Raw genomic sequence first — 13,391 nt, forward strand, 5'->3', positions numbered from 1 at the left:
TTTCCGGCCTAGACGCGCGCCGAATCGCATTTCGGATAGAAGACAACAGACGCCTGTGCAACCGTCACACAGCCCGGCTGCATCCATCCGGCCGTCTAGTTGCCGTCCTCGCTCCCAGCTACTGATTTCCCATCCAGCTCACGGACGGCGGCCTGCGCCGCTCTTTCGCGCGCGTCCCACTGCTCAGGCGTATGACAGACCCGCTTTCTCATCCGGCTGCCTGTGACATCCTCGAACCGGCACACCTTAGCACTCGTGCTGGATGGCACTGGTGCGGCGGCTTGCACGTTCGTGTTCTCAGGACTCACTTGAACGTCCTGGGCCACTGCAGGCCCGACAAACGACAGGCCGGCGACCAAAGTGGCGAAGAATGTCAGATGACACCCACAACGCTGCCATGAGGCGCAGATTGTGGAATGCTTGAACAGATGGATCGAATCATCGGAATCAACGTGCATCGCGTATGCCTCGAATATTAAAGAGAGCCCGCCGCAAATGAGGCGGGAAACTTCATGGGCCCGCACACTTGCGCACAGCAGACGGACCATGCCGCACAGAGGATTACACGACGCGATACCCGGGGCAAAAGGCGCGTAGCGCACGTGGCGAACCCCCACCTTTCCGGACCAAGATGGGGGGGGGTACCCCGCTCCCACGGATCGTTTGATTAAGGCCTGAAGCTCCCGATCACGCCGGGCAACTTCACGCCGCATTCGCGCATTGTGGAACCGTTACAGGTAGTCGAACAGATCGGCACGCGCCTCGTCCCGGGTCCGGTAGTGGTTGCGGTGCACGCGCTCTCGCTTGAGCACCCCGAAGAACCTTTCGCACGCCGCGTTTTCGCCGCAATGGCCGACCGCGCTCATGCCGCAGACCAAGGCGTTGCCGCCCAAGAACGTCTGGCAGGTACCGCCGATGAACTGTCCGCCGCGATCGGAGTGCTAGATCACGTCGCGTTCGCCTTCCCGCTGCCACAACGCCATCTGCACGGCCCGCACGACCATGTGCCGACGATCCTGGCGATGGTGCATCGACCAGCCCATAATTCGCTTGCAGTACAGATCCAGCACCACGCACAAGAACAGCTTTTCCTCGGTCGTCGAGATCTCGGTGATGTCCGTCACCCACTTGGTTTCGGGCTCGAAGGCGCCGAAATCGCGCTCCAGCAGATTCTCGACTCCGACCGGGCGACTGACCGGCTTCTGACCGAGCCGACGCTTCTTGCGCTGCGGCCAGCCACAAAGCCCGTTCGCTGCTATCAGTCGCGCCACCCGATTGAGGCTGGCGCTTCCGCCCTCATCGCCCAACTCATCACGCATGCGCGGAACGCTGAGAACACCCTTGCTGTCGGCGTGCATCTCCCGCATCCGGATCAGCAGACGTGCACTGGCCTGCGCCCGATGCCCCGGTTTGCGCCCCGACCAGGCGTAGAAACCGCTGGTCGACACTTCAAGGCAACGGCACATCATTTCCAATAGGAAATCTGCTGCGGCAGTACTCAATCACCGTGTACCGTTCGGTGATTGCTTCGCGAAATACGCCGCCGCGTCTTTAAAAAAATCACGCACCTTCGTGACCCGCGTCAACTCCCGTTTGGTGCGGGCAAGCTCCTCGTCGCGCGGGGTTGCGCCGCCAGGAAAGGCCTTGGTTCCACCGGCATCAGCTTCCCGCACCCAACGGGTTAACAGGGCCGGGGCGACGCCGACCTCCAGGGCGATCTGGCGGCAACTCGACTTCGATCGCCGGGCCAGATCCACGAGCTCCCGCTTTTACTCAGGGGCTGTGACGCATGCGCTTCGACATGGACACTCCTTTTGCTCAGTGTGAGCCTTGGTGGATGTGTCCGCGAAATCGGGGTAGAACCCTGCCGAGCACGAACAACTCCAGCCGGCGCAGCTTCGTGGCAGCCGGTACGCGTACCGAATCCCACACCGATCTCCAGCTGAAACGCCAACCATAGGCGCGAGACTTCAGCCGTCCGTTGCTCAACTGTTAGTGCCGGCAGCCACCACACTCGGACATCGCTTCATGGCCAGATCCTCTCAGATCTGGTCAGGTCTGCTAACGAATTCACTTAAATTTTGGGCTGCATATCGAATGCGACGGTCAGTCGCGATTCCGCCGATTCGAACGGAACTGTTCCATGCCACATGTAGGACGGAAACAGTGCGAGATGACCGGGTCGCGGTTGAATGATGCGGCGCGGTAGCAGGTCGAGCTCTAGGTCTTCCAGTGGCTGTCCAAGCTGGAGCCATCCGGCGTGCGACGGGGCGGGCGGCGCGAATATCTCGTTCGGCAGCGCAACATAGAAAGCGGAGCTCGCCCAGCCCCTCGGATGCAGATGGTTGGCGTGACGCCCCGACGCATTGAGCCGCACCGACCACGACCCGACGAACTGCACACTGTACTGTTTTCGCGCTAGAAACGGGTGGGTCGCGCTGGCCGGCAAGGTCATCAGCCAGCGCTCTACAGCGGTCCGCAGCGCGTCTTCCGCCGCCCGAATGACCGGGTCGTCGCGGCCGAACAATTGACCGGCCGTCTGCGAGCCACCACGCACACTCTGGTTCACCGGCTCGCGGCTAGCAGTGTGCATGCCCTCGAGCGTGGTGCCAAGGGACACCAGGAAGCTGGCCATATCGGCGTACCCCGGCGGAGGCGCGACTTCGACATCGCCAACCAGCGCTTCGTAGTCGCACAACCAGTGCTCCCGCGCATCGCCGATCAACCGCCATGCCGTGCCCAGATGGCACCAGCCTTCCTGATTGCCTGGATCTCGTTTCACCGCATTCTCTGCGCAACTCGCGGCCAGATCGAATCGCTGCGTGCGAAACGCATGCCGCGCGCGCGCATTGAGAAATTCCGGCAGTTCTGCCAGCGCGCCACGCGAGGCAGCGTCATACAGCCGCGTCGCCTGCCCGCGCTCGTGCAGTGCATCGAGGGCGTCCGCGGCGAACCACGCCAGCAATGCATTTTCGGGCTCACGCTTGCGTAACGGGTGAAGTACCGCGAGGGCTTCATCCGGGCGCCGGGCTGCCAGCAACATGCGTGCGAACGACAACTGCAAAGGAAGGTTGCCCGACTGAGCCTGCGCCGCAGCGCCGAACACACGCATCGGATCCTCGTCTGGCGCGTGCGCCGCGCCGTGCTCCCAGAGCAGCGTGCTCAGCGTTTCATGGGCCGGCGCACGATCCGGATGCGAGGCCACAAGAGCGCGCGCACCTGCCAACGCCTCCGCCGGTCGCCCGGCATCCGCCAGTACACCGTTGATCGCGTCACGCACTTCAAACACGTCGGCGCCGCGTTGTTCCAGCATGCGCTCTGCGCGCCGGAGCACAGTGAGCGCTTCGTCAATGCGCCCCAGACGACGCAGCACCACACCCAGATCCACCCAGGCAGAAACCAGTTGGTCTGACAGGGCGAGCGCCTTACGCAGCACAGGTGCCGCCGCTTCGAACTGGTCTCGCGCCCGCAATAACTTTCCGCGGCGCGCGAGGCACATCGCGTAATTGCTGGAGACCGAGGCATTGCCCGGCAGCAGATCGAGTGCGTGCTCGAACGCCGCATCGGACTGCGTCGCGTGTCCGCCATCGGCCAGACACATGCCGAGCAATTGCCAGGCGTCTGCTGCCTGGGGCGCCTCGCGGACCAGCGTTTCGGCAATAGAAAGTGCCTGCGGGTGCTGCCCGGATTGCAGCAACGCGACCGCCTGTGTGAAGCGCACCGCCTGCGCAGAACTCAAGGGACGCGCGGGAAGTACCATCACGCTCTCTGCTCAGCGCGAGCGACGTACGCGCAGCACCACGCCGGCCGGGGTGACCAGCTGGTAGCTGCCCAGAATTCCCTTGCGCAACTGCACGATCTGTCCGTCCTGCACATGACCACTGCCGCGCGCCTCGGTCTGTATCCAGACCTGTCCATTCTCGAACCTGAAACTGCGCAGCCCACCTGGCCCGTAATCCACCTTGACGACCCGACCTTCGAAACCATCGGAAGCCGAACCGTCGGCCCCGTCGTCGGTACTGCGCAATGGCGCTTGCGGTCCGTTCAAACCAAAAGCGGCCTGTACTTGCCGCGCTTCCGTTTCGACAACTTCAGCGGAAAGGGGAAACGCTGCGTCGTAACAGGCCAGTCGCGCGGCGGGCCCGGCCAGCCTGGCGCAAGGATGGGCAGGCTCTTGGGCAGCCAGAGGAGAGATGAGCAACCACATGAGGAGGAGCGCCACGCAACGCATCGTCATTGCACCTCTGGTGGGGGCTTGAAAGTACCTCACAGCATTCGCTCCACTTCGCCCGCGCTGCGCCATTCGCGCATTGCACCCGCCAGCGCCGCTGCCATCTCCCGCTCGGCGTGGCTCAGCAGCGGATTCCAAACGTCGAACATTAGAATCACCCGCATCTGATCGCTTTCATTGCGGGCCTCATGCTCGATCGTATCGTCAAAAACCCAGCACTTTCCCTCGCGCCATTTCCGCCGATCGTAGCCCACTCGATACATGCATTTGTCAGGCACGACCAAGGGCAGATGGGCCACCAGACGCACATTGGTTTCGCCCGTGTGCGGCGGAATGTGCGCGCCGGGCGAAAGTGCGGAAAACATCGCGTTCGGACACAGGCCGGCAATTTCCGCTGCATCTACCAATGCCAGTGCTTCCGCAGTACGCGGGCACTGTGACAGATGCGCCTGCACCGGCTCGCCATGGGCATACAGATGAAAACCGCTCCAGTTGCGCGAATGATTGAGCTTGTCCCACTGATTGACCGGGTCACCTGGCCTGTACTGGATGTAGGGTACAAATGCGTCACCACTACTCTCAAGCATGCTCTGCAGTTCCGATTTAATCGCTTCGGTGCGTGACTCGAGTTCGCGCATCCAAGGAAACAGCGCATCATCGTAAAATGTGATAGCCGGCAGCCGAGGCACGTGCAGCTGATTACATTCGGAGCGATAAGGACGGGTCCTGCCGGCAAGGATCGAGACTGCTTCGTCCCAGCGGTCGGCCAAGGTCGCATGGACCGTGGCGCGTGTTGCCGCGACACGGTGCGCGAGATAAGCGGTCAGCCCGTCAGTATCAGCTTGCACCAGCGCTCGCGCGTGTTCGAGTCGACGTCGCAATGCAGGTGGCCATTGCGATTCGTCGGAAGCGACCGTCAACGCATCTCGGAAGGCCGCTGCAGCCATCCGGGTGCGGCCTCGGCGCTCAAGAAATTCCGCCTTGCCAAGCAGGCCTGGTAAAAAGTAAGCATCGATCCTCAACGCATCGACAATTGCTTCCCACTCCCGTTCCGGTTGAGCGAGTTCCCGGAAAACACGAGACAGGGTCACAGCAAGCATTGGATCCTTGGGCGCTTGCGCGCGTGCGGCCTGAAGCAATTCCAGCGCGGCCGTCGCGTCTCCACGTTGAAAGGCGTGTACGCCGAGGCTAAATAAGGCCTGCACGTTGCCGCCGTCGAGTTGCTTGACCTGCTCCCATATGCGCTCGGCCTCCTGCCAGCGCCCAGCCGCCGCCGCCGCCGCCGCCGCTCCCACCAGCTCAGACAAAGATGTGGCCACGTTCGCGATCCTCATATGTGCACCGGGAAGAGGACATGCCGTCTGGCCTTGAGAATCATCAGAGAGGGCCATAAACATCCGACACAACAACATGAAACACAAAGGTGGCGGCCGGGCCAGAACCGTTGACGCGCACTTTTGATCACAACCGCACGCCAGCGTACCCGATGTGCGTGCCCGCCTCAGGGTTGCACCTCGCCATAACTTAACAGCCGGGACGCATGGAGATCCCAGAGCGACTCAAGCCGGCACCAGCGTCTGCGCCAGATGCTCGACGTAAGCGTCAAACTCGTCCTGCTGCATCCGCGCTTGATGCAGCTGCAGGTTGAGTTGCAGAAAGCCGACGTATGCAGCGTAGGTCAACCGCGCGCGATGCTGCGCGTCTTCGCGGCCGAGGCCGGCCTGGCGGAACGAGGCGGTCAGGTAATCGAGGCGGCGTTTGGAGACACGCTCTATCACCGGATGCACGGTCGGATGATCCTGCGCCTTGAGCAGCGCGCTGTAGATGACGTGCGACTTGTACTCGCGCGCGACCATGTGGAACAGCGCGCGCAGACGCTCGCGTGCGTCTGGCACTTTCTCGAGCGCACCGAACAGCGCTTCCTGTTCGACGTTTTCCCAACGCTCGAGCGCGGCCTGCAGCAACGCATCGCGCGAGGGGAAGTGCCAGTAGAAGCTGCCTTTGGTCACGCCGAGCCGGCGCGCAAGCGGTTCGACGGCGACTGCCTGGACCCCTGTTTCGGCGATCAGATCGAGGGCGGCTTGGGCCCAGTCGTCGGCGCTCAGACGGCTCGGACGTTCGGGGGGGGAAGCGTCGGCCGGCTGGGCGGTCACCGCAAGTTTCGGGGCAGGTCTGCTCATCGCGACAGTCTATCCATACGCATCCATCCGCAACAGTATCGACGCCCCCGACACAGGGCGACTGGCAGCATTGACACCACTGGGAACCGTCACCATACTCGACCGTACGGTCAGCATCGGGATCCCGCCCGTGCAGCCGGCCTCGCGCCGGCCCCGTTCTCTGTAGTGTCGATTGCCGGAGTTGATGATGAGCGTCGCGATCCCTTTCCTCGCCTTTCTGCTGGTGGGTGCCTTCGCCGCCTACCACCGTCTTCGCCTCGTTTACTGGGCGGCGCTCACGTTCACCGTGTTGCTCGCCTGCCGGCTGTTCGGAGCCAACGGCGTCGCCACGCTGATCGCCGCACTGCTGGTCGCCGCGATCGCGGTGCCATTGCTGATTCCGCCGGTCCGCAAATCTCTGATCACCACGCCGCTGCTGAAGTTCTTCCGCAAGGTGCTGCCGCCGTTGTCGCAGACCGAACGCATCGCGCTTGAAACCGGTTCGGTCGGTTTTGAGGGTGAGCTGTTCACCGGCGATCCCGATTGGCAGAAGCTGCTCGACTATCCCAAGCCGCAGCTCACCGCCGAGGAGCAGGCATTCCTCGACGGTCCGGTCGAGGAACTCTGCAGCATGATTAACGACTGGGAGATCACCCACGTCCACGCCGATCTGCCGCCGGAGCTGTGGGACTACATCAAGGTCAACAAATTCTTCGGCATGATCATTCCGAAAGAGTACGGCGGCCTCGGTTTTTCAGCGCTGGCGCACCACAAGGTGATCCAGAAGCTGGCCTCGATGTCGAGTGTGGTCAGCTCGACAGTCGGCGTGCCGAACTCGCTTGGTCCGGGCGAACTGCTCAACCATTACGGCACCAAAGAACAGAAGGACTACTACCTGCCGCGCCTCGCGATCGGCCAGGAAGTCCCCTGCTTCGGCCTGACCGGTCCGTTCGCCGGTTCCGACGCGACCTCGATCCCTGACTACGGCATCGTCTGCAAGGGCGAGTGGAACGGCGCGAACGTGCTCGGCGTGCGCCTGAACTTCGACAAGCGCTACATCACGCTGGCCCCGGTAGCGACGCTGGTGGGCCTCGCGTTCCGCATGTACGACCCGGACGGTCTGATCGGCGACACCAACGACATCGGCATCACGCTGGCGCTGCTGCCGCGCGACACCCCTGGCGTGGAAATCGGCCGTCGCCATTTCCCGCTCAACTCGCCGTTCCAGAACGGCCCGATCCACGGCAAGGATGTCTTCATCCCGTTGAGCCAATTGATCGGCGGTGCCGAAATGGCCGGCAAGGGCTGGAACATGCTCAACGAATGCCTCGCCGTGGGCCGTTCGATCACCCTGCCCTCCACCGCCTCGGGCGGCGCGAAGGCTGGCGCGGTCGTGACCGGTGCGTATGCGCGCATCCGCAAGCAGTTCGGCCTGTCGGTCGGTCGTTTCGAGGGCGTCGAGGAAGCACTCGCGCGTATCGGCGGCAAGGCCTACATGATCAGCGCGCTGTCGCAGGCGACTGCGGCCGCTGTTGATCGCGGCGATGTGCCGTCGGTGCCGTCGGCGATCGCCAAATACCACTGCACCTCGATGAGCCGTGAAGTGATCAGCGACGTCATGGATGTCGTCGGCGGCAAGGGCATCATCCTCGGCCCGAAGAACTTCGCCGGCCGCAGCTGGCAGGCGGCGCCGATCGCGATCACGGTCGAAGGCGCGAACATCATGACGCGCAGCCTGCTGATCTTCGGCCAGGGCGCGATCCTGTGCCACCCGTGGGTCATGAAGGAAATGAAGGCGGCGCAGGATCCGGACGCGCAGCGCGGTCTCGAGGAATTCGACCGCAACCTGTTCGGCCACATCGGCTTTGCGATCTCCAATGCCGTGCGTTCGTTCTGGTTCGGCCTCACCGGCGCAAAAATCGGTTCGGCGCCCGGCGACGATTACACCCGCCGCTATTTCCGCAAGCTTGATCGCTATTCCGCGAACCTCGCACTGATGGCCGACGTGTCGATGCTGACGCTCGGCGGCAAGCTGAAGTTCAAGGAATCGCTGTCGGGTCGTCTGGGCGACGTGCTGAGCCATGTCTACATGACCAGCGCGATGCTCAAGCGCTACCACGATGAAGGTGCTCCGCAGGCCGATCAGCCGCTGCTGGCATGGGCCTTCCACGACAGCGTGCACAAGATCGAACTCGCGTTGTCGGCTGCCCTTCGCAACTTCCCGATCCGTCCGGTCGGCTGGCTGATGTGGCTGCTGATCTTCCCGTGGGGCCGTCGCGCCGAGGCGCCTGGCGATCGCCTGTCGCGCCGCGTCGCCGCGCTGCTGATGGCACCGAACGAGGCGCGTTCGCGTCTGGCGGAGGGTGTGTTCATGACGCCCTGCGAGAACAATCCGGGTGGCCGTATCAACAGCTATCTGGCGAAGGCGATTGCGGCCGAGCCGGTCGAGCGCAAGTTTCTCAAGGCAATGAAGAGCAAGGGCATCGAGGCGCTGGACTACGACGCGCAGCTGGAAGAGGCCGTGCGCGAAGGCCACATCACCGCTGAGGAGCGTGCGCTGCTGGTCGAGCTGCGAGAGATCACGCTCGATGCGATCACCGTCGACGATTTCGACACCGAGGAACTGCGTTCGGCAGGCTACCGCGCGCCGACGCAGCCGTCCGACGAGTCCCGCGAAGCGGCCTGAGTCCGTCACGCCACGCGACACCGACAACGGCGGGTTATCCCGCCGTTGTCGTATCCGACTCTCGGCGTTTCATGCTGCGCGGAAAGGGGGTCATGGCAACCAGAGTGCGATACGCCGTCGACACACTCTGACTCACGGTCACCGCGAGTGAACCGCGGCAGCATGTGCCACCTGCAGGCGTGGACGCCCTGAGGTGCGGCGCGATAAAGACCGGGCCTGCTGGACAGGAACAGCGTCATCGGACGCCTGTCACGCCGGTCGGACGCGGCGGCGGATGGGCCACGCGTCTTGCAGCAGTCAGGCGGAGTGCGTGGCGTTCAAGACTGCTTGCCGTGGGTGTCGCCTGGCACCGGCTGTTCCGGCAGCCTGCGCTCGGCGCGGATCACCCGCCATGCGCCGAAGGTCATGCCTAGGGCGATGCCGATACCGGCCAAGAACACCACCTGCGAACCCAGCGCCGAGAGTGCCTTGTGCACCCAGACGAAGGTCACGTCGCCGCCGCGATACACGGCGGTGTCGATCACCGCCTTGGCCTTGTAGCGTGATTCACGATTTACCCGAGTGTAGAGCGTCTCGCGGGCCGGCTTGGCCAGCGAGAACTCGCTGGCGCGGGTCATCACCTGGACCGTCGCGATCAGCAGCGGCAGCGGCGATGCCGACAACAGCGCGAAGCCGACCAGGATCGCCACCGCCGGCAACAGCAACAGCGGCGCCACCCCATAACGGCGCAGCAGCCAGCGCGTCAGCAGCAACTGCACCAGGATCGTCAGGCTGGCGACCGCCCAGTCGATGATCGAGTAGTAGCGCGTCGCCGCTTCGGCGGTCGGGTAGTACTGGCGGACGATCGCGGCCTGCTCGTTGTAGAGCAGCGTGCCGACACCGACGCCGAAGAACATCAGCATCGCCAGGCCGCGCAGCAGGGGATCGACGGCGATGAGCTTCAGGCCCGCCCAGATCGAGCCACCGATCGCCTGCTCGCCCTGCTCGGCGCGCGTCGCCTCGTTGCGCCGCGCCCAGCTGCGCAGCTTGAGGATGCACAGCAGGCACACGCACAGAAAGCCGACCGACACCAGCGTCAGGTTCGCCACGCCGATCCGGCCGACCAGCATCGTGGTAATGAACGGCCCGACGAAGGCGCCGATTGTGCCGCCGGCGCCGATGTAGCCGTAGTAGCGCTTGGCGTGTTCGTTGTCGAAGACATCGGCCATGAAGCTCCAAAACACCGTGACCGCGAACAGGTTGAAGACCGCGATCCAGATGAAGAACAGCGCGCCGCGCCCAGACAGGTTCGTCTCGAATGCCCAGCGGAATCCGAGCAGGCAGACGATGAAGATCAGATAGACCACCGGCAGGAACACCCGCCGCGGAAAGCGCGATACCAGCGCGCCGTACAGCGGCTGCAGCAGCAGCATCACCACGAAGGTGGCGCTGAAGAGCACCTGCAGCGTGAACTCGCCCAGCGCAATACCGCGCGTTGCGGCCCAGTCCAGCAGAAAGATCGGGAACACCGTCGACGCATCCGACGATGCCCCCATCGCATCGCGCACCGGACGCAGCACGTAGTAGCCGCAGAGCAGGCAAAAGAAATAGAGAAGCGCCCACCACAGCGGCGGCGACTCCGCCAGCGCGGCGCGCAGCCGCGGGCGTGGCGGCGTCATGACGGGGGGGCGCATGGCGGGCTCCTGGCGGACGCGGCACGGTAACGCAACGCCATGACGGCGACCAGCACATGGCCAGCACGGTCCGATGCGCGGAGCATATGCTCTACCCCCCTTGCCTCACGTGCCGCGATGCCTCCCCGACCTGCTCCCGTCTACGACTACATCATCGTCGGCGCCGGCTCCGCCGGCTGCGTGCTCGCCCATCGGCTCAGCGCCGATCCCGACGTGCGTGTACTGCTGCTCGAAGCGGGTCCGAACGACACGCACCCCTTCATCCACATGCCGGCCGGGCTGGCGAAGCTGGTCAACCGCAAGGGTGTGAACTGGGACTACGACACCGCACCGGAGCCGCAGCTCGACGGGCGCACCCTGTGGTGGCCGCGCGGCAAGGTGCTCGGCGGGTCGAGTTCGATCAACGCCATGTGCTACATCCGCGGCGTCCCGGCGGATTACGACGACTGGGCCAAGCAGGGTGCCGAAGGCTGGTCGTGGGACGCGGTGCTGCCGTGGTTCCGCAGCAGCGAAGGCAACACGCGCGGCAGCGATGCGCTGCACGGCAGTGACGGGCCGCTGACGGTGTCCGACCTGCGCTACGTCAATCCGGTCTCGCGCATGTTCGTCGAGGCCGCGCAGCAGGCGGGCTTGCCGGCGAACGACGACTTCAACGGCCCGCGGCAGCAGGGCGTCGGTCTGTACCAGGTCACCCAGCGCGATGGCGCGCGGTGCTCTGCCGCGACCGCGTATCTCGATCGCGACACCCGGGCGCGCCCGAACCTGACGATCCAGACCGGCGCGCTTGCCAGCCGGGTGACGTTCGAACACGGCCGCGCGACCGGCGTGGTCTACTCCACCGCTCGCGGCGCGTTCCACCAGCCGGCGACGCGCGAGGTGCTGCTGTGTGGCGGCGCGATCAATACGCCGCAGTTGCTGATGCTCTCGGGCATCGGCCCGGCGAACGATCTGCGTCGACAGGGTCTGAAGGTCGTGCACGATGCGCCCGGCGTCGGCGGCAATCTGCAGGACCATCTCGACATCTGCACCCTGTTCCATGCGACCCAGCGCATCACCTACGACCGCGCCAGCGATATCGCGATCGCGTGGGACTACTTCGCCCGCGGCCGTCGCGGTCCCGGCACCAGCAACATTGCCGAAGCCGGCGGCTTCTACCGTTCGCCGCTCGCGCCCGACGATCGAGCCGACATCCAGTTCCATTTCGTCCCGGCGATGCTCGACGACCACGGCCGCAACCGCCTGGCCGGCGACGGCTATACCCTGCATGCCTGTTTCCTGCGCCCGCGCAGCCGCGGCCGTGTGACCCTGGTGAGCAACCGCATCAGCGACAAGGCGCGCATCGAGGCGAACTATCTCAGCGATGCGGACGGCTTCGATCTGAAGATGATGGTCGAGTGCGCGCGGATCTCGCGCACGATCCTGTCGCAGGCCGCATTCGACGGCATCCGCGGCGCGCCGATCTTCCCCGCGCGCACCGATCTGACCGATACCGAACTGGCCGACTTCGTCCGCGCGAAAGCCGAGTCGGTCTACCACCCGATCGGCACCTGCCGCATGGGCGTCGATGACGCTGCGGTGGTCGATCCGCAACTGCGCGTACGCGGCGTCGAGGGGCTGCGCGTCATCGACGCGTCGGTGATGCCGACGCTCCCCGGCGGCAATACCAATGCAGTGGTGATCATGATCGCGGAACGCGCCGCCGCAGGTGTCCGCGCGGGCTAACGCACTGCGTGGGGAGTGGGTCGCGTCACCAGCCACACGCCGACTGCAGCGAGTGCGAAGCCGCCGAGCTTGAGCGCGGTGAGATGCTCGCCGAGGGTCCAGCTGCCGAACAGTGCGGTCACCGGCGGCATCAGGAAGAACAATGCGGCGACCCGCGTGGCTGCGCCGCGCCGGATCAGCACGAACAACAGCGCGAACCCGCCCAGCGAGTTGACGACGACGGTCCACAGCATCGGCAGGTAGAAGCCGGATGCGTGCGCGAAGCGGAACCCTTCGAGCCACAGTGCACCGGGCAGCAAGACCGCAGTCGCCGCAAGATTCTGTACCGCCAGGCCCGCCCGCAGATCGCCCTGCGAGGCATGCCGCTTCTGATAGACCGTGCCAAAGCTGATGCCCGCCAAGCCGGCGAGCAGCGCAAGCCATGCGGCCCATCCGGTCGTGCCGTCGATCCGGTCGGCGACCACCAGCGCAACGCCTGCCATGCCGAGCACCAAGCCCGCCCATTGCACCGGTGCCAAGCGCTCGTCTCCGCCTGCCACCGCCAACACCGCCACCACCATCGGCATCGTGCCGATGACCAGCGCCGCCACGCCGGCGCTCGCATCCCAAGACAAGGCCAGATACACGCCGCCGAACTGCAGCGCGAGCATCAACACGCCGGTCACGGCGCTGTGCAGGACCGACCGCGCACTCCCCCAGGGCGCTCGTGCGATGAGCGCGAGCCCAGCGAACACCAGCCCTGCCACGCCGAAGCGCCAGACCAGCGCGGTCATCGGCGCCGCGTGCGCCACCATCAGCTTGCCGGCGATGTAGCCCGTACACCACAACAGGACGAACGCCGTCCCGAGGGTCGTGTGCGACGCCGCTGGGCGTGAGTCGGTCATGCGTCGTCCGGGCGGGCCATACCGCCATCCTCGGTT

9 protein-coding genes and 1 pseudogene are annotated in these 13,391 nt (G+C 64.8%); 2 read left to right on the forward strand and 8 right to left on the reverse strand.

Features of this window, described 5'->3' with window-relative positions; genetic code table 11:
• Positions 1–95: 95 nt before the first annotated feature.
• From J2X52_RS08235 to J2X52_RS08260, 6 genes and pseudogenes are all read right to left on the reverse strand, one after another.
• A complete protein-coding gene (locus J2X52_RS08235) occupies positions 96–548 on the reverse strand; it encodes a hypothetical protein (protein ID WP_310151884.1) in 453 nt (150 codons plus the stop codon).
• A 96-nt stretch (positions 549–644) separates the two neighbouring features.
• A pseudogene (locus J2X52_RS08240) lies at positions 645–1,803 on the reverse strand (IS3 family transposase); the annotation flags it as partial.
• Positions 1,804–2,074: 271 nt separating this feature from the next.
• Positions 2,075–3,760 (reverse strand): putative 2OG-Fe(II) oxygenase, encoded by a 1,686-nt coding sequence (locus J2X52_RS08245; RefSeq protein WP_310151405.1) that lies wholly within the window; start codon positions 3,758–3,760, stop codon positions 2,075–2,077.
• Positions 3,761–3,772: 12 nt separating this feature from the next.
• Positions 3,773–4,237 carry a hypothetical protein gene (locus J2X52_RS08250; RefSeq protein ID WP_310151408.1) on the reverse strand — a complete coding sequence of 155 codons (465 nt, stop codon included), beginning with the start codon at positions 4,235–4,237 and terminating at the stop codon, positions 3,773–3,775.
• Positions 4,238–4,266: 29 nt separating this feature from the next.
• Positions 4,267–5,550, reverse strand: coding sequence for an aspartyl/asparaginyl beta-hydroxylase domain-containing protein (locus J2X52_RS08255; RefSeq protein WP_310151410.1), 1,284 nt, complete (start codon positions 5,548–5,550; stop codon positions 4,267–4,269).
• 240 nt (positions 5,551–5,790) lie between these two features.
• On the reverse strand, positions 5,791–6,411 hold the full coding sequence (locus J2X52_RS08260) for a TetR/AcrR family transcriptional regulator (protein ID WP_310151413.1): 621 nt from the start codon (positions 6,409–6,411) through the stop codon (positions 5,791–5,793).
• Between the two features lie 187 nt (positions 6,412–6,598).
• Here J2X52_RS08260 and J2X52_RS08265 point away from each other — a divergent pair, with 187 nt between their 5' ends.
• On the forward strand, positions 6,599–9,076 hold the full coding sequence (locus J2X52_RS08265; protein WP_310151414.1) for an acyl-CoA dehydrogenase: 2,478 nt from the start codon (positions 6,599–6,601) through the stop codon (positions 9,074–9,076).
• A 317-nt stretch (positions 9,077–9,393) separates the two neighbouring features.
• On the opposite strand, the gene J2X52_RS08270 is transcribed toward J2X52_RS08265, so the two are convergent.
• Positions 9,394–10,749: an MFS transporter gene (locus J2X52_RS08270; RefSeq protein WP_310151418.1), complete on the reverse strand. Its 1,356-nt coding sequence runs from the start codon at positions 10,747–10,749 to the stop codon at positions 9,394–9,396.
• 117 nt (positions 10,750–10,866) lie between these two features.
• Here J2X52_RS08270 and J2X52_RS08275 point away from each other — a divergent pair, with 117 nt between their 5' ends.
• Positions 10,867–12,471 carry a choline dehydrogenase gene (locus J2X52_RS08275; protein ID WP_310151421.1) on the forward strand — a complete coding sequence of 535 codons (1,605 nt, stop codon included), beginning with the start codon at positions 10,867–10,869 and terminating at the stop codon, positions 12,469–12,471.
• On the opposite strand, the gene J2X52_RS08280 is transcribed toward J2X52_RS08275, so the two are convergent.
• The gene (locus J2X52_RS08280; protein WP_310151425.1) at positions 12,468–13,355 is read right to left on the reverse strand and encodes a DMT family transporter; all 888 of its coding nucleotides are present in this window, start codon (positions 13,353–13,355) and stop codon (positions 12,468–12,470) included. The genes J2X52_RS08275 and J2X52_RS08280 overlap by 4 nt on opposite strands.
• Positions 13,356–13,391: the final 36 nt, after the last annotated feature.

Origin of the sequence: Luteimonas sp. 3794 (assembly GCF_031456825.1) — a bacterium.
Classification (GTDB): Bacteria; Pseudomonadota; Gammaproteobacteria; order Xanthomonadales; family Xanthomonadaceae; genus Luteimonas.

What these genes read in the sequence shown, in the direction of transcription:
- J2X52_RS08270 (WP_310151418.1), bottom strand. Translation starts at nt 10,749, where the DNA reads ATGCGCCCCCCCGTCATGACGCCGCCACGCCCGCGGCTGCGCGCCGCG.
- J2X52_RS08235 (WP_310151884.1), bottom strand. Translation starts at nt 548, where the DNA reads ATGGTCCGTCTGCTGTGCGCAAGTGTGCGGGCCCATGAAGTTTCCCGC.
- J2X52_RS08280 (WP_310151425.1), bottom strand. Translation starts at nt 13,355, where the DNA reads ATGACCGACTCACGCCCAGCGGCGTCGCACACGACCCTCGGGACGGCG.
- J2X52_RS08275 (WP_310151421.1), top strand. Translation starts at nt 10,867, where the DNA reads ATGCCTCCCCGACCTGCTCCCGTCTACGACTACATCATCGTCGGCGCC.
- J2X52_RS08250 (WP_310151408.1), bottom strand. Translation starts at nt 4,237, where the DNA reads ATGACGATGCGTTGCGTGGCGCTCCTCCTCATGTGGTTGCTCATCTCT.
- J2X52_RS08260 (WP_310151413.1), bottom strand. Translation starts at nt 6,411, where the DNA reads ATGAGCAGACCTGCCCCGAAACTTGCGGTGACCGCCCAGCCGGCCGAC.
- J2X52_RS08265 (WP_310151414.1), top strand. Translation starts at nt 6,599, where the DNA reads ATGAGCGTCGCGATCCCTTTCCTCGCCTTTCTGCTGGTGGGTGCCTTC.
- J2X52_RS08245 (WP_310151405.1), bottom strand. Translation starts at nt 3,760, where the DNA reads ATGGTACTTCCCGCGCGTCCCTTGAGTTCTGCGCAGGCGGTGCGCTTC.